Genomic DNA, 20,891 nt, shown 5'->3' on the forward strand with positions numbered 1-20,891 from the left:
CCCCCTTCGGGTTACTTGACCGCGCTGCCCGCCTTCCAAGCCTTCCAGTCCATATTCCACCCTCCGAGGCCGTTGTCGGGAGCGACCTTTTTGTCATTGCTGTGGACGACCTGGACGACGTCCCCGACGAGGCTGCGGTCGAAGAACCAGCCGGCCGGGGTGTCGGAGCTGCCGCCCTTGACGTCCATGAGTCCGACGCAGCCATGGCTGACGTTGACGTGGCCGGGGGCGTTCGGCGCCCAGTAGTTGCCGTGCAGGAAGGTGCCCGAGTCGGTGAGGCGCAGGGCGTGCGGGACGTCCGGGATGTCGTACTCGCCCTTGCCGTTCTGCTTCTTGAAGCCGACCGTGGCGCCGTTCATACGGGTCAGCTCCAGCATCTCCATCACGACCATCTTTCCGTTGTAGGTCGTGTGCTTGGGCGCCCCGGCGGTGATCGGCACGGTGGCGAGCAGCGCGCCGTCCCGCCGTACCTGCATGGTGTGCGCGGCCGCGTCGACCACGGAGATCTGGCTGCGGCCGACGGTGAAGGAGAACGTCTTGTACTGCAGCCCGTAGACACCGGGCGCTCCCTCGACGTCGCGGAGCCGCAGGGAGACGGTGACCTGGGTGCCGGGTTTCCAGTACCGCTGGGGGCGGAAGTCGAGGCGGTCCTTGCCGAACCAGTGCGGACGGATCTCGACCGGCGGTCGCGCGGTGACGTGAATGGCCCGCTCGACGGCGGCTCGGCGCTCGATCTCCCGGTTGAACTCCAGGGAGACGATCATTCCGGTGCCGACCGTGGAACGGTTCTCCGGGGTGACGTAGCCGATGAACCGCTCGTCGGGGACGAACGTGGTGAACGTCGTGTGCCGTGCGGACCTGTGGCCGTGGCCGTCCAGGGCCACCGCGTCGACGGTGTACTTGGCGGCCAGCGCGAGCCGGCTCTCGTCGGGTTCCCAGCGCAGGCCGTCCTCGGAGATGCGGCCGGGCACCTCGGAGTCCTGTGCGTCCTGGGACTTGACGACCTTCACCGACTCCAGGCGGCCGCTGGGCACCCCCACCTGGAGCCTGCGCCCGGGGCGGACGCCCTTGCTGTTGTCGTCCGGGGAGACCCGGATGACGTCCTCGGGCGCCGGAGCCTTGCCGAACGCCTCACCGATGTCGCTGCGGTCGGCCGGGTCCGCGGTACAGCCGGCGGCTCCGGCCAGCAGTCCTGCCCATGTCAGTACGGCGGCCAGCGCGGCCCCCGCGCGCCGTGCGCGCCCTTGTCCATGCCTCACGATCTTCCCAACGACCGGCCCCGCCCCGGGGAAACGTGTGTGCGGTGTGCTCCGCGGGCCGAGCCATCGATCAGCTGCGGCGCCGTTGTGGCTGGTCGCACAGTGCCCCGCGCCCCTTGAGGGCTCTGCCGAACCGTACGCCGGGGTCGTTTGGCCAAGCTCTGGGCAGAACAGTGAGGAGGACGACGCGACGGGGAGCCGCGGCCGGGACGCCGGGAGCTCTTCTGGGAGGTCGTTCCGTGAGCCGTGGGAGGCGGACTGGTGTCCAGCGCAGCCGAGCAGGAGGCGGTGGCCGAGGGGCGCGCCGAGGAGGGTGAACGCCCGGCCGGCGCGGTCAACGGCGCGCCCCGCAGGGTGCCGGGCGTGCCCGTGCGGCCGGGTGCGCCGATGCCGCTGGGATCCAGGTTCCGGGTCGGCCCGGACGGGGTCGCGGGCACCAACTTCGCGCTGTGGGCGGGCGGGGCGGAGGCGGTGGAGCTGTGCCTGTTCGACGAGGCCGGCAAGGAGACCCGCGCCCGGCTGACCGAGCTGACGCACGAGATCTGGCACGGCTTCGTGCCGGGTGTGATGCCCGGACAGCGGTACGGCTACCGGGTGCACGGCCGCTGGGACCCGTGGACCGGCGGCCGCTGGAACCCGGCGAAGCTGCTCCTCGACCCGTACGCGCGCGCGGTGGACGGCGACTTCAGCCTGCCGCCGGAGGTGTACGGCCATGTGCGCGACTGGCCTCAGCAGCAGGTCGCGGACACCGTGCGCGACGACCGCGACTCGGCGCCGTACGTCCCCAAGGGTGTCGTGGTCCACGATGACGACGACTGGGCCGACGACCGCCGTCCGAAGACGCCGTGGGCGGACTCGGTCATCTACGAGCTGCACGTCAGGGGATTCACCGCCCTGCATCCGGGGATCCCGGAGGAACTGCGCGGCACCTACGCCGGATTGGCGCACCCCGCCGCCGTCGAACACCTCGTCAAGCTGGGCGTCACGGCTGTGGAGCTGCTGCCCGTGCACCAGTTCGCGCACGAGGACCATCTGCTGCGCCGCGGTCTGAAGAACTACTGGGGCTACAACTCCATCGGCTACTTCGCGCCGCACGCCGCGTACGCCGCATCCGGTACGACGGGCCAGCAGGTCGGCGAGTTCAAGCGGATGGTCCGCGCGCTGCACGCGGCCGGCATCGAGGTCATCCTCGACGTGGTGTACAACCACACGGCGGAGGCGGGCGAGCTCGGTCCGACCCTGTCGCTGAAGGGGATCGACAACCGGGGGTACTACCGGCTGCAGTCGGACGCGCGGCGCTACGCCGACTACACGGGCTGCGGCAACACGCTCCACGTGGTCCAGCCCCCTGTGCTACGCCTGATCACGGATTCCCTCCGCTACTGGGTGACGGAGATGGGCGTCGACGGCTTCCGCTTCGATCTGGCCGCCGCCCTCGCCCGGTCCATGCACGACGTGGACATGCTGTCGCCGTTCCTCGCGGTCATCGCGCAGGACCCGGTGCTGCGGCGGGTGAAGCTGATCGCCGAGCCCTGGGACGTCGGGTCCGGCGGCTATCAGGTGGGGTCCTTCCCGCCGCTGTGGACGGAGTGGAACGACCGGTACCGCAATGCCGTACGGGACTTCTGGCGGGGCGCGCTGCCGGACGTACGGGATCTCGGGTACCGGCTGTCGGGGTCGAGCGACCTGTACGCGTGGGGCGGCCGCCGGCCGTACGCGTCGGTCAACTTCATCACCGCGCACGACGGTTTCACCCTGCGCGACCTGGTGTCGTACGAGCGTAAGCACAACGAGGCCAACGGCGAGGGCAACCGGGACGGTTCGGACGACAACCGGTCGTGGAACTGCGGGGCGGAGGGGGAGACGGCCGACGAGCGGGTACGGGGGCTCAGGCGGCGGCAGCTGCGGAACCTGCTGACGACCCTGCTGCTGTCGACGGGCGTGCCGATGCTGGTGGCCGGCGACGAGCTCGGGCGTACCCAGCGCGGCAACAACAACGCGTACTGCCAGGACAACGAGATCAGCTGGCTGGACTGGGGGCTGCTGGAGGAGCCGGGCTGGAAGGCCCTGTTCGACCTCACGGCCCGGCTCATCGAGCTGCGGCACCAACACCCCGTGCTGCGCCGCCGGGCCTTCTTCTCGGGGCGGGCGCACTCCGCCGACGGTCTGCGCGACCTGGCCTGGTTCACCGCGCGCGGCACGGAGATGACGGAACGGGACTGGTACGCGCCCGCCGCCACGCTCGGCATGTATCTCTCCGGGCGGGACATACCGGGCCGTGACGAGCGCGGGGACCCGATCCTCGACGACAGCTTCCTCGCCGTCCTGCACGCCGGGGACCGCCCGGTGAGCTTCGTGCTGCCGGGGCCGCCGTGGGCCGAGCAGTACGAGGTGGTCGTCGACACGTCGCGGGAGGCGCAGGGGGAGGCGCCCGGGGTGGTGCACCGGGCGGGGACGGCGATCACGGTGCCGGCCCGGGCGGTGCTGTTGCTGCGGGTCGGCTGAGCGGTCGTCCCGTCCGGCGCTTTTCGTGCGGCCGCTGCGGGAGGTGCTGGTGCCGGCCCGGCGGACCGTGTTCCACAGTGCGAACACGTCCTTGACGGCTCAACGGCCGCACTGGCACCGTCCATGGTCATGAGGCTGTCCGCTGACCACAGCTGCGCGCGCGTCGCGCTCGTGGAGCGACGCCACGTGGATCTGTGCCGGCAGTCCAGCGCCATCTGTCGCTGAGCCGCAGCCCCCTCCCCCCTCCCTTCTCCCCCCTCGTTCTGCGTGCCGTGTCGCAGGGTGCGCCGATCCCTAGGATCCCTTATGCCTGAAATATCCCGTCGTACTTTCGGTGGTCTCGTCGGCGGCGGTGCCGTGACCACCGTCGCCGGTACCGCAGGCGCCGCGAGCGCCGCCGAAGCCGCCCCCGCCGAGCGGCCGTTCCGGGCCCGTACGGCCTCCGTGGCCGGCAAGCGCCCCAACCTGCTGGTCATCCTCGGCGACGACCTCGGCTGGGCCGACCTCTCCTCCTACGGCGCCCCCCACATCAAAACGCCGAACCTGGACCGGCTGGCCCGGCAGGGAGTGCGCTTCACGGACGCCTACTCCGGATCCGCGACCTGCTCCCCGACCCGGTTCAGCCTGTACACCGGGCGCTATCCCGGCCGTACGAAGGGCGGGCTCGCCGAGCCGATCGCGAACAGGACGCAGGGGCTGGACCCGAACCACCCCACGCTGGCCTCCCTCCTGAAGAAGGCCGGCTACTCCACCGCTCTGATCGGCAAGTGGCACTGCGGCTGGCTGCCCGACTACAGCCCCACCAAGTCCGGCTGGGACGAGTTCTTCGGCAACCACGGCGGCGTGTTGGAGTATTTCTCCAAGCTCGGGCAGCTGGGCGACTACGACCTCTACGAGGGGGACGCCGAGTACAAGGACCTGCGGTACTACACGAATGTCCTGACCGAGCGGGCCGTCGAGTACGTCAGCCGCGACCACGACAGGCCCTGGCTGCTCAACCTCAACTTCACCACCCCGCACTGGCCCTGGCTGGCGGAGGGCGACGAGGAGACCGGCGCCGAGATCGCGGCGAAGATCCGGGCCGCGAAGAGCCAGGCGGAGGTCAGCAACGCCCTCAACCACTACGACGGCGGTTCGGTCGCCAAGTACACGGAGATGGTGCAGAGCCTGGACGCGGCCGTCGGCGAGGTGCTCGCCGCGCTGCGCCGCTCGGGGCAGGAGGAGCACACCCTGGTGTACTTCGCCAGCGACAACGGCGGTGAGCGCTGGTCGTACCTGTGGCCCCTGAGCGGCGAGAAGTTCGTGCTGCAGGAGGGTGGCATTCGCGTCCCGACCATCGTGCGCTGGCCGCACCGCATCGACGGCAATCAGGTCAGCCACGAGCCGAACTTCTCCCCCGACTGGACGGCGACCTTCCTGGAGGTGGCGGGCGCCCGCCCCGACCCGGCCTACCCGCTGGACGGCACCAGCCTGGCGGGATACCTGCTGAGGGGCGAAGAGCTCCCGGAACGCGACCTGTTCTGGCGGGTGCGCGCCAACCGGGCGCTCAGGCGCGGGAACTGGAAGTACTACCAGGACTCCACCGGCAAGGACCATCTCTACGACCTCGGCGCCGACCTGCGCGAGCAGGCCGATCTGGCACCCGACAAGCCGCAGTTGCTGGCGGAACTCAGGGCGTCCTGGGAGAAGACCGCCTCCGGTCTGCTCCCCTATCCGCAGCAGACGAGCTAGCCGAGGATCCCCCGCTCGTACGCCGTCGCCACCGCCGCCGCGCGGTCGTTGACGCCCAGCTTGCCGTACAGATGGGTGAGATGGGTCTTCACGGTGGCCTCGCTGATGAACAGTTCGCGGGCGATCTCGCGGTTGGAGGTGCCCTTGGCGACCAGGGCGAGAACCTCGCGCTCGCGGGCGGAGAGCGGCTCGTTCCCGGGCGGCCTGGGGGTGCGGACCGCGGAGACCAGGCGGGAGGCGACGGCGGGGGACAGCACCGTGCGGCCCTCCGCCGCCGCGCGGACGGCGGTGAAGAGCTCGTCGCGCGGGGCGTCCTTGAGCAGATAGCCGGTCGCGCCCGCCTCGATCGCGGGCAGGGTGTCCGAGTCGGTGTCGTACGTGGTCAGGACGAGGACCTTGGCCCGGGCGCCCCGCCGGGTGAGCTCCGCGATCGCGTCCACTCCCCCGCCGCCCGGCATCCGCAGATCCATGAGGATCACGTCGGGGTCGAGGGCCGCGGCCCGCTCCAGCGCCTCGACGCCGTTCGACGCCTCGCCGAGGACGGTGAATCCCGGCGCCGACTCGAACATGCCGCGCAGACCGTCCCGTACGACCGGATGGTCGTCGACGATCAGCAGGGAGATCCGCGGGGTACCGGTCGGGTCAGCTGTCATGGCGGACCAACGGTACGCGAGCCGACAGTGCCGTGCCGTGGCCCGGTTCCGTCTCGACGGTCAGCGAGCCCGCGATGCGTTCGGCGCGGGCGCGCATGCCGTCGAGGCCGAAGCCGCCGGAGCCGGTGCGGGCCGGGAGCGCGAGGGGGTCGAAGCCGGTGCCGTCGTCGCGGATGTCGAGGATCACCTCGTCGCCCAGGAAGGAGAGGGTGACGCCGAGGCGGGACGCACGGGCGTGGCGGGCCGCGTTGGACAGGGCCTCCTGGGCGATGCGCAGGAGGGTGGCCGAGACCTCCTCGTGGAGCTGTTCCGCCGTGCCGGTCACCGTGAACTCGGCGCGTACGCCCGTGCGTTCGCCCCATTCGGCGACCGTTTTCTTCAGCGCCTCGGGCAGTCCGGCGTCCGCCAGTTCCACCGGCGCCAGGTTGTGCACGGAGCGGCGGGCCTCGCCGAGGCTGTGCCGGGCCAGGTCCATGGCGCGGCCCAGGTGTTCACGGGCCGGCTCCGAGCCGGGCGTGCCCGCGACGACCTGGAGCTGGGCGATGATGCCGGTCAGGCCCTGGGCGATGGTGTCGTGGATCTCGGCGGCGAGCCGCCGCCGCTCGTCGGCGACCCCCGCTTCCCTTGCCTGGACGAGGAGTTGGGCGTGAAGAGCGGCGTTCTCGTCGAGCGCCTGCTGCAGGGCGGCGTTGGTGCGTTCGAGTTCGGTGATGGTCGCGGTGCGTTCCCGGGCCCGCTGCATCTCCTGCTCGGTGAGATGGGCGATGACCATCTGCAGGCCCGAGTTGGCGACCAGGAGCGCGGCGAAGACGGCCCACTGCACTCCGCTCCCGAACGGCATCCCGCCGGCCTGCGCGCCGGCCACGGTGACCGCGCTCGCCAGCAGCCCGAGCCGCTGCCGGCGCCTGCCCAGGATCGTCTCGTCGGCGTCCATGTAGCCGGCGGCGGCGTAGAACGCGAAGAACGGGTTGATCCAGGTGAGGACGAAGGCGAGGGCCCAGCGGACGACGTAGTACGCCGTCCCGGTCCGGGACGGCGTACGGCCGCGGCCGGGCCGGCGCACCCGGACGCCGTGCCACCCCAGCTGGAGCACGACCGCGGCGCCGAACAGGGCCCAGGCGGTGTACCACTTGGCCGGGGAGGCATGCGGGTCGGCGGTCGCGAGCGCGGGGACGAGACCGATGAGGAGCAGCCCGTACGGCCCCCAGGTGTGCAGTTGGTCCCAGCGCCGGTCGATCTGGCTGTCCACCACGGTCATGTCCTCAGTGTGCACGGCCCGCCGCCTACTCCCAACGGAACCAGCGGCTCGCCGCACCCGTGAGCAGCAGGATCCACATCGCCAGCACACCCAGGTGCGCCCAGCCCGGCCAGTGCCCGGCCGCCGCCCGGTTGAGGGCCTGCGCGGCCGCTCCGAAGGGCGTGTACCCGACGATACGGGCCATCAGATGCGGCATGGACTGCGTCGGCAGCCACACGCCCGCGCAGAACATCGAAGGGAAGAAGACGGCCGAACCGATCGCACCCGCGATCTTCGTCGTGCGGGACAGGGCCGCCACCACCGATCCGAGAGCGAGGGCGGCCAGGACGGCCAGCAGCAGGGCGAGGACGTATCCGAAGGGCTGTTTCGGCAGTCGTACGGCGAAGGCGAGGCGTCCGACCGTGAGGGCGAGCAGCGCGGACACCAGGGCGGCGGCGCCGTACACCACCATCTGCGCGGACAGCAGGGCGCTCGGCCGGACCGGAGTGGTGGCCATCCGGCGCAGGATGCCGCGCTCCCGGTAGCCGGTGAGGGTCTGCGGCATCGACTGCAGACCACCGACGATCATGCCGAGCAGCACGGCGACCGGGACGTAGACGTCGATGGTGCGCAGACCGCCGAGGTCGGTGTGGTGGTCACGGAAGGAGGGGATGGAGCCGAGGATCACCAGCAGCAGGGTCGGGAAGAGCAGGATCCAGAAGATGGCGCCCGGTTCCCGGCGGAAGAGGCGGACCTCGGCCTTCAGTACGGCGGTGCTCATGCCGCTGTCTCCTTGGTGTCGGTGTCGTCGGTGTTCGTCAGGTCGAGGAACGCGTCGTCAAGGGTGGCGTCCACGACACGCAGCTGGTGGGCGGTGATGTGGTGGCGGGCCAGGAGGGTGATGACGGCGTTGACCGTCTCGTCCGTGCCGGACAGCGTGATACGGCCGTCCTTGTGCTCGACGGACGCGAGCGCGGGCAGTGCGGCGAGGTCACGGTCGTCCAGCGGGGCGGACGGCGTGAAGCTGATGACGGTGGACCCCGCCGAGCGCCGGATGAGGCCGGCCGGGGTGTCCAGCGCGGCCACCCGGCCCTTGTCGATCACGGCGATCCGGTCGCACAGGCGCTGCGCCTCCTCCATGAAGTGGGTGACGAGCAGGACCGTCACGCCACTGGCCCGGACGTCCTCGATCAGCGCCCAGGTGTCCCGGCGGGCCCGCGGGTCCAGGCCGGTCGTCAGCTCGTCCAGGACGACCACCCGCGGGTTGCCGATCAGGGCGAGCGCGATGAACAGGCGCTGCTTCTGGCCGCCGGAGAGCTTGCCGAACCGGGTGGTCAGCTTCTGGGTCAGGCCGAGGCGTTCGGCGAGCGGCGCCCAGTCGAGCGGGCCGGGGTAGAAGGAGGCGTACAGCTCCAGCGCCTCACGGACGGTGAGCTTGGGCTGCAGCTCGCTCTGCTGGAGCTGGGCGCCCAGGACGCGGGCCACGCGCGCGTGGTCGGCGACGGGGTCGAGGCCGGTCACGCGGACCCGGCCCGCGTCGGGGACACGCAGTCCCTCGACGCACTCGACGGTGGTGGTCTTGCCGGCGCCGTTCGGGCCGAGGATCCCGAAGATCTCGCCCTCCTCGACGGCGAAGGAGACGCCGTCGACGACGGTCCGGCCGCCGTAGGACTTGCGCAGTTCGGTGACTTCGATGACGGACATGGCATCAGAGTCGCGAAAAGCGCCCTGCCGCCACATCGGCCGTCACGCTCGAAGCGGCATCAACCGATCGGTTGATGCCGCCCTACGACCCCTCCGGATCTCTTGTACGACCCCTCGAACGCGCAGGTCGTAGGACCAGGGGCCGAGCCGGGTCCGGCCAAAACTCGGTGGGCGTTGTCAGTGCCGATCCGTAGGCTCACAGACGATGCCCTCGACACGTGCAACCACCAAGGACCCCGGCGAAACCACCGACCGATCGGCCGTGCGCACCCTGCTGCGCCTGTGGCCGTACGTACGGCCCGTGCGGGCGCGGCTGTTCACCGCCGCGTTCGTCGCCGTGCTCGCCTCCTGTACGGGCCTCGTGATCCCGCTCGTGCTGAAGTGGATGGTGGACGGGCCGGTCGCCGACCGGGACCCGGCGGGCGTGTGGCTCGGGGCGCTGTACCTGCTGCTCCTCGGGCTCGGGGAGGCGCTGCTGTTCGGGCTGCGGCGGTGGCTGGTGGCGCGGCCGCTCGCCGGCATCGAGGCGGGGATGCGGGCGGATCTGTACCGGCATCTGCAGCGGCTGCCGGTCGCCTTCCACGACCGCTGGGCCTCGGGCCAGTTGCTGTCGCGCGGCACGACGGACCTGATGCTGCTGCGCATGTTCCTCGCCTTTCCGATGACGTTCCTTCTGGTCAACGGCGTGACGATCCTCATCGGCGTGGTGATCATGCTGCTGCAGGACTGGACGCTCGGGCTGGTGATCCTGGGGCCGGCCGTCCCGGTGATCGTCACCTGCGTGATCTTCGAGAAGCGGTACGCCGCTGTGGCGCGGCTCGCGCAGGACCAGGTCGGCGATCTGACGACCGTCGTCGAGGAGAGCGTGCTCGGCATCCGGATCATCAAGGGGTTCGGGCGCCACCGCAGCCAGGCGCGGGCGTTCCGCGAGCTGACGCGGACACTGCGGGGGACGGAACTGCGCAAGGCGGGGCTGCTCGCCACGATCTGGGGCGTCATCGTGACGCTGCCGGAGGTGGCGATCGGGGCCGCGCTGGTACTGGGGACCGTGCAGGTGGCCGACGGTTCGCTGTCCGCGGGGACGTTGGTGGCGTTCCTGTCGACGGCGCTCGCGCTGCGGTGGCCGGTGGACTCGATCGGGTTCCTGCTGGCCATGAGCCAGGAGGCGGCTACGGCTACGGAGCGGTACTTCGAGGTGATGGACGCGGTACCTGAGTCCGAGGAGCCGAGAGCGGCATCTCGCACCTCCGGGTTGCGCGGCCTCCGGTTCCACAACGTGCGGTTCCGTTACCCGGACGCCCCCTCCGACTCCCCTCCCGTCCTCGACCGCATCGACCTCCACATCCGCCCGGGCGAGTCCATGGCCCTGGTGGGCGCCACCGGTAGCGGCAAGACGACGCTGACCGCACTCGTGCCCCGCCTCCACGAGGTGACATCCGGTCGCATCACCCTCGACGGCGAGGACATCACCGCCATGTCCCGCGAGGAACTCCGCGCCCTCGTCGCCGTCGCCTTCGAGGAACCCACCCTCTTCTCCGCGACCGTCGGGGACAACGTCCTCATGGGCGCCCAGGACGGTGCAGGCGACGCCGAGCTGAACCGTGCGCTCGCCGTCGCGCAGGCCGAGTTCGCGCATGCGCTGCCCCAGGGCACGGACACCCAGGTCGGCGAGCAGGGCCTCAGTCTCTCCGGTGGGCAGCGGCAGCGGCTGGCGCTCGCGCGCGCCGTCGTGGGCAGACCGAGGTTCCTTGTGCTGGACGACCCCCTGTCCGCCCTCGACGTGCACACCGAGGCGGCGGTCGAGGCCGCCCTGCGGGACGTCCTCGCGGACACCACGGCGCTCATCGTGGCGCACCGCCCGTCCACGGTCCTGCTCGCCGACCGGGTCGCGCTGCTGTCCGGCGGCCGGATCTCCGCCGTCGGCACGCATCACGAACTGCTGCGCACGAACGCCGAGTACGCCCATCTGATGTCCGGGACCTCAGAAGCGGAGGACGAGCGATGACGGCCCCCACCACCTCCGTCCCCACGGCGGACGACGAGCCGGACCTCCCCCGCCCCAAGGACGCCGGCGACCCCTTCGACCGGGATGTGCTGCCCACTCCGCCGGGCGCCACCGCCGGCCTGCTGCGCTCCCTGCTCGCCCCCATGAAGGCCCGTGTCGCCGTCACCACGCTCCTGCTGCTGCTCCAGCAGGCGGCGGTGCAGGCGGGCCCGCTGCTGGTGGCGTACGCCATCGACAAGGCCGTACCGGCGTTCCGGGACCACGACCACGGCCCGCTGCTCGCGGTGGCCGCGGGCTATCTCCTGTGCGCGCTGGTCTCCGGCGGGCTGCAGTACGCGTTCATCATCGCCTCCGCCCGGGTCAACCAGGACGTACTGCTCGATCTGCGCGGCCGTATCTTCCGGCACGCGCAGGCGCTGAGCATCGACTTCCACGAGCGCTACACCTCGGGCCGGCTGATCTCCCGGTCCACGGCGGACGTGGAGTCGCTGCGGGAACTGCTCAACGAGGGCCTGCAGGAACTCATCACGGTCATCCTGTCCTTCGTCTACATCTCGGCGATGCTGCTCTGGCTGGACCTGGGGCTCGGCGCCGTCGCGGTGGCCTCCTTCGTGCCGCTGTACCTGCTGGTACGGCTCTACCAGCGGCGCGCGGTACGGGTGTACCGGGTGCGGTCCACCGCCATCGCGGCCGTCATCGTCAAGTTCGTCGAGACCATGAACGGCATCCGGCCGGTGCGCGCGTTCCGCCGCGAGGCCGCCAACGACGCCGACTTCCTGAAGCTGAACCGGCGGCACGAGCGGGTCAACGGCGACGCGCTGCTGGAGATGGCCCGCTATGTCGTCGGCTCCCGGCTGGTCGCCAACACGGCCGTGGCGGTGATCGTGCTGTGGGGCGCCTACCGGGTGGCGGGCGGCTCGCTGGAGCTGGGCGTGCTGGCGGCCGCGGTCCTGTACCTCCGCCGTCTGTACGACCCCATCGACCGGCTCGGCATGTTCCTGAACTCGTACCAGTCGGCGGCGGCCTCCCTGGAGAAGATCGCCGGGCTGCTCGCGCAGACACCGTCCGTGCCGGAGCCGTCGACTCCCGTGGAACTTCCGGTACTGGAGAGCGAGCACCCAGGCCGCGAGGTCGTCTTCGACGGCGTCAGCTTCGGCTACCGCACCGGCGGCGAGGTCCTCCCGGTCTTCGATCTGACGATCCCCGCCGGGCAGACGGTCGCGGTCGTCGGCTCGACGGGCGCCGGCAAGTCGACCCTCGCCAAGCTGCTGGCCCGCTTCTACGACCCCTCCGCCGGGCGGGTCCTGCTGGACGGCGTCGACCTGCGCGACCTCGCCGTGCCCGAGCTGCGGCGCGGGGTGGTGATGGTGACGCAGGAGGCGTTCCTGTTCTCCGGCACGGTCGCCGAGAACATCGCCATCGGCCGCCCGGACGCGACCCGTGAGCAGATCGAGCAGGCCGCGAAGGCGATCGGTGCGCACGAGTTCATCAGCGCCCTGCCCGACGGGTACGACACGGACGTACGGAAGCGGGGCGGCCGTATCTCCGCGGGCCAGCGCCAGCTCGTGGCCTTCGCCCGGGCGCTGCTCGCCGACCCGGCCGTGCTGATCCTCGACGAGGCGACCAGCTCACTCGACATCCCGGGCGAACGAGCGGTGCAGCGGGCGATGTTGACGGTTCTGCGCGGCCGTACGGCCGTGGTCATCGCGCACCGGCTGTCGACCGTCGAGATCGCGGACCGAGTCCTGGTCATGGAGCACGGGAGGATCGTGGAGGACGGCAGCCCGGCCGAACTCATCGAAGGCACCGGGCGGTTCGCGGACCTGCACCGTGCGTGGCGGGACAGTCTGGCGTAGGGACGGCGGGGATCGGCAGGGACCGGCAGGGATCGGGGGAGCATGATCGACGCGTACGAGGATCCGGGCGAGCCCGACGATCGCGGGGGCGCCCGCTATCTGCTGTGGCTGGTGCGCTGCCAGCCCGGCCGGTCGCTCGCCGGGGCGGTGCTGGGCAGTGTGTGGATGGTGCTGCTGGCCGCGACGCCGTATCTGCTCTCCCGGGCGATCGACGACGGACTGGAGCCCGGTGACTACCCGGCGCTGGCGGGCTGGACCGCGGTGCTCTTCGCGGTCGGGGCGTTCAACGCCTGGCTGAGCATCATGCGGCACCGCACGATGACGCGGGTGCGGATGGACGCCAACTTCCGCACGGTCAAGGTGATCGTCGGCCAGGCGGTCCGGCTGGGCGCCGCGCTGCCGCGCCGGGTGGGGGCCGGGGAGGTCGTCACCATCGGGGTCGGCGACGTGCAGACGATCAGCCAGTCGCTGACGGTGGTCGGCCCCGGGGTAGGGGCGGTCGTCGCCTATCTGGCGGTCGCGGCCGTTCTCCTCTCGGTCTCGCCACTGATCGCGGCGGTCGTACTCCTCGGCATCCCCCTGATCGTCGTCCTCGTCGGACCGCTGCTGACCCGTCTGCAAGGCGCGGAGACCGAGTACCGCAACCGGCAGGGCGTCCTCACGGCCCGGATCGCCGACCTCGCGGGCGGGCTGCGCGTCCTCAACGGCCTCGGCGGCAAGGGCCTGTTCGCGGACGCCTTCCACCGCGACTCCCAGCGGCTGCGCCGCCAGGGCTACCGGGTCGGCGCGGTCACCAGCTGGGTCCAGGCGCTGGGCATCGGACTGCCGACCCTGTTCCTGGCGGTGGTCACCTGGCTGGCGGCCCGCCTCGCCGCCCAAGGGTCCATCACCATCGGCCAGTTGGTATCGGTGTACGGCTACGTGGCCGTCCTGGTGGGCCCGGTGGCGTTCTGGGTGGAATGCGGCTACCAGATCAGCCGCGGCCTGGTCTCGGCCCGCCGGGTCGTACGCTTCCTGCAACTGGAGCCACTGGCCGACACCGGCACCCGGGACGCCCCCGCGGGGCCGGCGGTACTGCACGACCCGGAGTCGGGGGTACGGATCCGGCCGGGCCACCTGACGGCACTGGCCGCCGCCCGCCCGGCGGACGCGGCAACGGTCGTGGACCGCCTGGGCCGGTACACCCCGTCGAGGGCCACCTGGGGCGACTTACCACTGGACGAGATCGAGCTCAAGCAGATCAGGCAGCACATCCTGGTGGCCGACCACGAGGCGGACCTCTTCGCAGGCCCCCTGCACGATGTACTGGGCGGCGCGTCTTTCAGGGGCGCGGGGCTGCATCGATATGCGGCTCCGCCGCGGGGCGCGACAAGCCACAACGAACCCGCAGACGCCACGCGACAAACCGAGGCACTTTCGGAGGCGCACCTGTTCAAAGCCATCCACGCAGCCGTCGCAGACGACATAGTCCAGGGCCTGCCCGACAACCTCGCCTCAGCAATGGACCCCCAGGCCCGCAACCTCTCCGGCGGCCAAAGACAACGCATCCGCCTCGCAAGGGCCCTGGCGGCCGACCCGGAGGTCCTGCTCGCCGTCGAGCCGACGTCAGCCCTGGACGCCCACACCGAAGCCCGGGTGGCCCAGCGGCTGCAGACAGCGCGCAGGGGCCGTACAACGGTCGTCACGACCACCTCCCCCCTCGTACTGGACCGCGCGGACACCGTGCACTACCTCGTCGACGGCAAAGTGGCGGCCACCGGAGCCCATCGCGAACTGCTGGACACCGAGCCCGGCTACCGCGCCCTGGTCGCACGGGACGCCGAGGAGACGGTCCGATGACGGCAGGATCGGGCCACCTCCCCGTGGCCGAACGCTCCGAGGTACGGCGGGCCATGGGGCGCCTCGTACGGGCCGACGCCCGCGCCTTCGCCACCGTGCTCGCACTCAACGCACTGGCGGCCGGCGCCGGACTCGCCGGACCCTGGCTGGTCGGCCGGATCATCGACGAGGTGCGGGCCGGCCACGGCGTCGGCGCCGTCGACCGGCTGGCCCTGTGGATCCTGCTGTGCTCGCTGGCGCAGCTGGTACTCGCCCGCTGGGCCCGGTATGTGGGACACCGCTTCGGGGAGCGGACCCTGGCCCGGGTGCGCGAGGAGTTCGCCGACCGGGCGCTCGCGCTGCCCGCGGCGGTCGTGGAGCGGGCCGGCACCGGCGATCTGACGGCGCGCGGGACGGCCGACGTGGCCACCGTCGGCACGACGCTGCGTGACGTGGGGCCCGAGCTGCTCGTCAACGGCGTGCAGGCACTGTTCCTGCTCGGCGCGGTGTTCTGGCTGAACCCGCTGCTCGGCGGGTGCGGCCTGCTCGGTCTGGTGGGCATCTGGTGCGCGCTGCGCTGGTATCTGCACCGGGCCCGCGACGGCTACCTCGCCGAGGGGGCCGCCACCTCCGAGGTCGCCGAGATCCTCGCGGCGACGGCGTCCGGCGCCCGCACGGTCGAGGCGCTGCGGCTGGAGGGGCGGCGGATCGCGGCGAGCCGGGACGCACTGGAGACATCACGGCGCACCCGGCTGTACACCCTGTTCCTGCGTACCGTGTTCTTCCCGGCGGTGGAGGTCTCCTACCTGGTGCCGGTCTCCGCGGTCCTGCTGGTCGGCGGGGTGCTGCACGGACGCGGCACGCTGAGTCTCGGCGCGGTGGTGACGGCGGCCCTGTATCTGCAGCGGCTGAGCGGGCCCCTCGACGAGATCCTGATGCGGGTCGAGCAACTGCAGAACAGCAGCGCCTCCTTCGCCCGTGTGGAGGGCCTGGCCCGGGCGCCCCGCGCACAGCAGGCCGACGCGCCCGCTCCGGCGGACGACCGCTTCGACGTGGCCGGGGTGCGGTACGCCTACGACCGCGGCGGCGAGGTGCTGCACGGCGTCGATCTGACCGTACGGCCCGGCGAGCGGCTGGCGGTGGTGGGTCCCTCGGGCGCCGGAAAGACCACGCTGAGCAGGCTGCTGGCGGGTGTCGACGCGCCCACCGAGGGCACGGTGACCGTCGGCGGGGTGCCCGTCGTCGACCTCGGGCCCGAGCAGCTGCGCCGCCAGGTCGTCCTGGTCACGCAGGAGCACCATGTGTTCCTCGGCTCGGTCCGCGACAACCTGCTGATCGCCGAACCGGCCGCCACGGACGGGGAGTTGTGGGCGGCGCTGACGGCGGTGGGGGCCGACGACTGGGTGCGCGAACTGCCGGACGGGCTGGACACCCCGCTCGGTGACGGCGGCACCCGCACCGACGGCTCCCAGGCCCAGCAGCTCGCCCTCGCCCGCGTGATCCTGGCCGACCCGCACACCCTGATCCTCGACGAGGCCACCGCGCTCCTCGACCCGACCACCGCCCGCCACACCGAGCGTGCCCTGGCCGCCGTACTCGAAGGCCGTACGGTCATCGCCATCGCCCACCGTCTGCACACCGCCCACGACGCGGACCGGGTGGCCGTGATGGAGGACGGCCGGCTCACCGAACTCGGCACACACGAGGAGCTCGTGGCGGCGGACGGGGCGTACGCGGCGCTCTGGCACACCTGGCACGGCGAGCCGTCGTAGGAGCGAACCGCCGTGGAACTCCGGGACTCACACCGCGTCCGGCCCCCGCTCCCGCGTCCTGATGCGCACCACCTCCTCCACCGGCGTCACCCAGACCGTGCCGCCGCCCGTGCCGCGGGCGCCCGCGGCACGGATGACGCGGACCAGGTCGGCGGCGTCGAAGTCGAGGGTGAGGATGTCGAGTCGGAGCTGCGGGGCGAGGTTCACGCGGTACTCGCTGCCCCGGTAGACCTCCACCCGGACGGTTGTGGGCACATACGCCCGCACCTCGGTCACGGTCACTCCGCGCACCCCGAAGGACTGCAGCGCCTTCATGACGTCGGGGACGCGGTGCGGGGGGAGGACCGCGGTGACGAGTTTCACCTCGTCCTCAGATCCCTGAACACCCTCAACTCCCCGTCTCTCAGCCGGAGTCCGGTTCCACCGCCTCCTTCTGCGGCTGGGGAGCGACGGGTGCCGCGGCCACCGGGACCGGCTCCGCCGCCGACGCCACCGCGGTCTCCGCCGGGTACGCCTCCTCGTCGTGGACCGCGAGGTCACCGCTCTCCAGCACCGCGTCCGGCGCCCGGAGCTTCACGAACAGGCCGATGCCCTTGAGGATCAGGAACGTCATCACGGCGTCGTAGAGGATGATCGTGCCCGCCGACCCCGCCTGCTTCCACAGCTGGTCGAAGTTGCCGTAGAGCCAGCCGCTGGTGGAGAAGGCCGTGGAGCCGTCCTTGTTGAGGTACACCGCCATGGCCGGGTCGGCGAAGATGCCGACCAGCAGGCCGCCCGCCAAACCCGCTATGCCGTGGGTGTAGACGACGCCGAGCGCGTCGTCGACCTTCGAGAAGGGCCGGATCTTCGGGAGGTAGTTCCAGGCCAGCCAGACGATCGACGACGCGATGATGCCGATGTAGATCGCGCCGATGCCGCTCACGAAGCCGGCCGCCGGAGTGATCGCGACCAGGCCCACGATCATGCCGTTGATGCCGCCGAGGAAGGTCGGCTTGCGCTGCGGGCCCGCGAACATGTCCCACAGCACCCACACCAGCAGCGCAACCGCCGTACAGAGATTGGTGTTGAGGACCGCTGCGGCCGCGTTGTGGCCGCCGAAGTACATGTCGCCGCCGTTGAAGCCGTTCCAGCCGAGCCACAGGATGCCCGCGCCGACCGCGACCATGGGCAGGTTGTTGGGGACGCCGTGCGCGCGGTCGCGGGCGAGGCGCGGGCCGATCACCGCGGCCGCCACGAAGCCCGAGGTGCCGGCGGCGAGATGGATGACGTAACCGCCCGAGTAGTCGAGCGCGCCCTGGGCCGCCCACCAGCCGCCGCCCCACAGCAGGAAGGCGTTGACGGTGTAGACGAGGGTCGACCACAGGGGGACGAAGAGCAGCCACGCGCGGATGTTCATGCGGCCGATGACGCTGCCCATGAAGAGCAGGGGCGTGATCGCTGCGAACGCGAAGTGGAAGTACGCCAGCGTGGACTGGGAGAAGCGGAAGTGCGGCATCAGATCGGTGCCGTTGATCAGCGGTATCCACGCCTGCTGCTGTTCGCTCGCCGAGCCGACGATGGTGCCGGGACGGCCGACGAAGGCGCCGAGGATGCCGGGCCAGTGCGAGTTCAGGGGTTCGCCGAACCCCATCTTGAACTCCCAGAGCACCCAGCCGACGAGCACCAGCGAGAAGCCGGTGAAGGCCATGAACATGGTGTTCACGACCCACTTGCGCTGGACCAGACCACCGTAGAGGATCGCGATACCGGGGATGCTCATCAAGCCGACGAGCGTGGCCGCGACGAGTTGCCAGGCGTTGTCGCCGGCGTCGAGCCATGAGGGATAGGGGATCACTGCACCGTCAACTCCCCTCCAGGGAGCGGCGGTCCGGCGACCGCCGGTTGGACGGCAGGATCCTGCCGGATCCGTTGCCCCTGGGTTCCGGCGGCATGTCCGCGGAGCAAATTTCCGCTCACGATCCAATAGGCAGTCCGCATATCGAACATGAGCACCCGGACAACGAACCGTTTCCGGCCAACTTCGTGACGCGGTCCTGACAAGGCAGGAATCTCCTGCCACCCTTCCCACAGCTTCAACACAGCAACCCCACATGCTCCACCCCAGTTCTGCCCGGACGGTCGACCCACCGTCCGGATCTCCCTGGCCGCGCAACCCGCGGCCACGCAGAAGGAGTCAGTGTTGAGAAGCAGTTCCTCTCGCAGACGCACCTCCCACATCGTCGCCGTCGCCGGCGTCACCGCACTGCTCGCCGCGGCCGTCCAGTCGGGCGCCGCATCCGCCTCCCCCGCCCAGGCCTCGTCCGCGAACAAGGCGCACACGGCCGTCAAGCTCTCCCCCTCCCAGCGCGCCGAGCTGATACGCGACGCCGACAGCGCCCGTGCGCAGACCGCGAAGGACATCGGCCTGGGCGCGAAGGAGAAGCTCGTCGTCCGTGACGTCGTCAAGGACGCCGACGGCACCCTGCACACCCGCTACGAGCGCACCTACGACGGCCTGCCGGTGCTCGGCGGCGACCTGGTCGTCGACACCGCCAAGTCGGGCGCCACCAAGGACGTCATCAAGGCGACGAACGCCGCCATCAGGGTCGCCGACGTCACCCCGGACATCACCAAGGCGGCCGCCGAGCAGCAGGCCGTGAAGCGCGCCAAGGCCCTCGGCGGCACCAAGTCGGCCGCCGACAGCGCCCGCAAGGTGATCTGGGCGGCGAGCGGCAAGCCGGTCCTCGCGTACGAGACGGTCATCGGCGGCTTCCAGGACGACGGCACGCCGAACCAGCTGCACGTCATCACGGACGCCACCACCGGCAAGAAGCTCTTCGAGTACCAGGGCATCGAGAACGCGACCGGCACCGGCAACACGCAGTACAGCGGCACGGTCTCGCTGACGACGACCCAGTCGGGCTCGAACTACAACCTGACCGACGGCGACCGCGGCGGCCACAAGACGTACAACCTGAACCACGGCACGTCCGGCACCGGCACGCTGTTCTCGCAGACCAGCAACACGTGGGGCAACGGCACCACGTCGAACGCCGGGACCGCGGGCGCGGACGCGCACTACGGCGCCGCGGAGACCTGGGACTACTACAAGAACACCTTCGGTCGCAGCGGCATCAAGAACAACGGCGTCGGCGCCTACTCACGCGTCCACTACGGCAACTCGTACGTGAACGCGTTCTGGGACGACAGCTGCTTCTGCATGACCTACGGCGACGGCTCCAACAACGCGGACCCGCTGACCTCGCTGGACGTGGCCGGCCACGAGATGACCCACGGCGTCACCGCCAACACCGCGGGCCTCAACTACAGCGACGAGTCCGGCGGCCTCAACGAGGCGACCTCCGACATCCTCGGCGGCGTCGGCGTGGAGTTCTACGCCAACAACGCGTCCGACCCGGGTGACTACCTCATCGGCGAGAAGATCAACATCAACGGCGACGGCACCCCGCTGCGCTACATGGACAAGCCCAGCAAGGACGGCGGCTCCGCCGACTCCTGGTACTCGGGCGTCGGCAACCTCGACGTGCACTACTCCTCGGGCGTCGCCAACCACTTCTTCTACCTGCTGAGCGAGGGCAGCGGCGCCAAGGTCATCAACGGCGTCAGCTACAACTCGCCCACCTCGGACGGTCTTCCGGTCACCGGCATCGGCCGGGACAAGGCCCTGCAGATCTGGTACCGGGCGCTGACCACCAAGTGGACGTCCACCACCAACTACGCGGGCGCACGCACCGGCACGCTCGCGGCCGCCGGTGAGCTGTACGGGACCACGTCCGCCGAGTACAAGGCCGTGCAGGACGCGTGGGCGGCCGTGGCGGTCGGCTCGCGCTCCGGCGGCGGGGGCGGCGGAACCGGGACGTCGTACGAGAACACTACGCCGCTGTCCATCCCGGACAACGGGCCCGCCGTCACCTCCTCGATCACCGTTTCCGGCAGAAGCGGAAACGCGCCAAGCAACCTCCAGGTGACCGTGGACATCACGCACACCTGGCGGGGCGACCTGGTGATCGATCTGCTCGGCCCCTCGGGCACCGCGTACCGCCTGAAGAACTTCAGTTCCTCGGACTCGGCGGACGACGTGAAGGCGACCTACACGGTCAACGCCTCCTCCGAAACGGCCAATGGCACCTGGAAATTGAAGATCCAGGACCAGGCCGCACAGGACGTCGGCACACTCAACAGCTGGAAGGTGACCTTCCCGTAGACCGCGCGTAGCGGGATCGGAAACAGGGCGCCGCCCCGGGGGCAACTCCCCTGGGCGGCGCCCGTTTACATCCCTGAAACGTTAACCGGACAGTCGGTTTTCAGCCAACATCACTTCGGGCCGCTGACATGTACGCGTCTTGATGTC

The 20,891-nt window shown here is 70.9% G+C and carries 15 protein-coding genes; 8 read left to right on the forward strand and 7 right to left on the reverse strand.

Going from position 1 to position 20,891, the window contains the following annotated elements; all coding sequences use genetic code 11:
• Positions 1-11: 11 nt before the first annotated feature.
• Positions 12-1,259, reverse strand: a complete 1,248-nt coding sequence (locus tag ACFY1U_RS40925; RefSeq protein ID WP_390699107.1) for an Ig-like domain-containing protein — start codon at positions 1,257-1,259, stop codon at positions 12-14.
• A gap of 261 nt (positions 1,260-1,520) precedes the next feature.
• Between ACFY1U_RS40925 and glgX the strand changes: the two genes are divergently transcribed.
• The 3 genes from glgX to ACFY1U_RS40940 all read left to right on the forward strand — a co-directional run bounded on the left by glgX (position 1,521) and on the right by ACFY1U_RS40940 (position 5,495).
• Positions 1,521-3,764 (forward strand): glycogen debranching protein GlgX, encoded by a 2,244-nt coding sequence (gene glgX, locus ACFY1U_RS40930; RefSeq protein WP_390699108.1) that lies wholly within the window; start codon positions 1,521-1,523, stop codon positions 3,762-3,764.
• 129 nt (positions 3,765-3,893) lie between these two features.
• Positions 3,894-3,989, forward strand: coding sequence for a putative leader peptide (locus ACFY1U_RS40935; protein WP_390699109.1), 96 nt, complete (start codon positions 3,894-3,896; stop codon positions 3,987-3,989).
• An 81-nt stretch (positions 3,990-4,070) separates the two neighbouring features.
• A complete protein-coding gene (locus tag ACFY1U_RS40940) occupies positions 4,071-5,495 on the forward strand; it encodes a sulfatase (RefSeq protein WP_390699110.1) in 1,425 nt (474 codons plus the stop codon).
• Here ACFY1U_RS40940 and ACFY1U_RS40945 read toward each other — a convergent pair.
• Genes ACFY1U_RS40945 through ACFY1U_RS40960 form a run of 4 tightly spaced genes read right to left on the reverse strand, consistent with a single transcriptional unit; the run spans position 5,492 to position 9,089 of the window.
• On the reverse strand, positions 5,492-6,148 hold the full coding sequence (locus ACFY1U_RS40945; RefSeq protein ID WP_390699112.1) for a response regulator: 657 nt from the start codon (positions 6,146-6,148) through the stop codon (positions 5,492-5,494). The two genes, ACFY1U_RS40940 and ACFY1U_RS40945, sit on opposite strands and share 4 nt — an antisense overlap.
• Positions 6,138-7,406: a sensor histidine kinase gene (locus tag ACFY1U_RS40950; protein WP_390699113.1), complete on the reverse strand. Its 1,269-nt coding sequence runs from the start codon at positions 7,404-7,406 to the stop codon at positions 6,138-6,140. The genes ACFY1U_RS40945 and ACFY1U_RS40950 overlap by 11 nt, the downstream gene beginning before the upstream one ends.
• 25 nt (positions 7,407-7,431) lie before the next feature.
• Positions 7,432-8,166: an ABC transporter permease gene (locus ACFY1U_RS40955; protein WP_390699114.1), complete on the reverse strand. Its 735-nt coding sequence runs from the start codon at positions 8,164-8,166 to the stop codon at positions 7,432-7,434.
• On the reverse strand, positions 8,163-9,089 hold the full coding sequence (locus ACFY1U_RS40960) for an ABC transporter ATP-binding protein (protein WP_390699115.1): 927 nt from the start codon (positions 9,087-9,089) through the stop codon (positions 8,163-8,165). The genes ACFY1U_RS40955 and ACFY1U_RS40960 overlap by 4 nt, the downstream gene beginning before the upstream one ends.
• Before the next feature lie 205 nt (positions 9,090-9,294).
• Between ACFY1U_RS40960 and ACFY1U_RS40965 the strand changes: the two genes are divergently transcribed.
• From ACFY1U_RS40965 to ACFY1U_RS40980, 4 genes are read left to right on the forward strand one after another with little or no spacing between them, the layout of a single operon-like run.
• A complete protein-coding gene (locus ACFY1U_RS40965; RefSeq protein WP_390699116.1) occupies positions 9,295-11,094 on the forward strand; it encodes an ABC transporter ATP-binding protein in 1,800 nt (599 codons plus the stop codon).
• Positions 11,091-12,950, forward strand: coding sequence for an ABC transporter ATP-binding protein (locus tag ACFY1U_RS40970; protein WP_390699117.1), 1,860 nt, complete (start codon positions 11,091-11,093; stop codon positions 12,948-12,950). Before ACFY1U_RS40965 ends, ACFY1U_RS40970 begins: the two co-directional genes overlap by 4 nt.
• A 42-nt stretch (positions 12,951-12,992) precedes the next feature.
• Positions 12,993-14,789 carry an ABC transporter transmembrane domain-containing protein gene (locus ACFY1U_RS40975; protein WP_390699118.1) on the forward strand — a complete coding sequence of 599 codons (1,797 nt, stop codon included), beginning with the start codon at positions 12,993-12,995 and terminating at the stop codon, positions 14,787-14,789.
• Positions 14,786-16,540 carry an ABC transporter ATP-binding protein gene (locus tag ACFY1U_RS40980; RefSeq protein WP_390699119.1) on the forward strand — a complete coding sequence of 585 codons (1,755 nt, stop codon included), beginning with the start codon at positions 14,786-14,788 and terminating at the stop codon, positions 16,538-16,540. Before ACFY1U_RS40975 ends, ACFY1U_RS40980 begins: the two co-directional genes overlap by 4 nt.
• A 27-nt stretch (positions 16,541-16,567) precedes the next feature.
• On the opposite strand, the gene ACFY1U_RS40985 is transcribed toward ACFY1U_RS40980, so the two are convergent.
• Together ACFY1U_RS40985 and ACFY1U_RS40990 are read right to left on the reverse strand one after the other, a co-directional pair.
• The gene (locus tag ACFY1U_RS40985) at positions 16,568-16,903 is read right to left on the reverse strand and encodes a P-II family nitrogen regulator (protein ID WP_390699120.1); all 336 of its coding nucleotides are present in this window, start codon (positions 16,901-16,903) and stop codon (positions 16,568-16,570) included.
• A gap of 40 nt (positions 16,904-16,943) precedes the next feature.
• Positions 16,944-18,374, reverse strand: a complete 1,431-nt coding sequence (locus ACFY1U_RS40990) for an ammonium transporter (protein ID WP_390699121.1) — start codon at positions 18,372-18,374, stop codon at positions 16,944-16,946.
• Positions 18,375-18,719: 345 nt separating this feature from the next.
• Here ACFY1U_RS40990 and ACFY1U_RS40995 point away from each other — a divergent pair, with 345 nt between their 5' ends.
• Complete coding sequence (locus ACFY1U_RS40995; protein WP_390699122.1) at positions 18,720-20,744, forward strand: M4 family metallopeptidase; 2,025 nt, start codon at positions 18,720-18,722, stop codon at positions 20,742-20,744.
• Positions 20,745-20,891: the final 147 nt, after the last annotated feature.

It is taken from the genome of Streptomyces sp. NPDC001351 (genome assembly GCF_042896045.1).
In the GTDB taxonomy this organism is placed as follows: Bacteria; Actinomycetota; Actinomycetes; order Streptomycetales; family Streptomycetaceae; genus Streptomyces.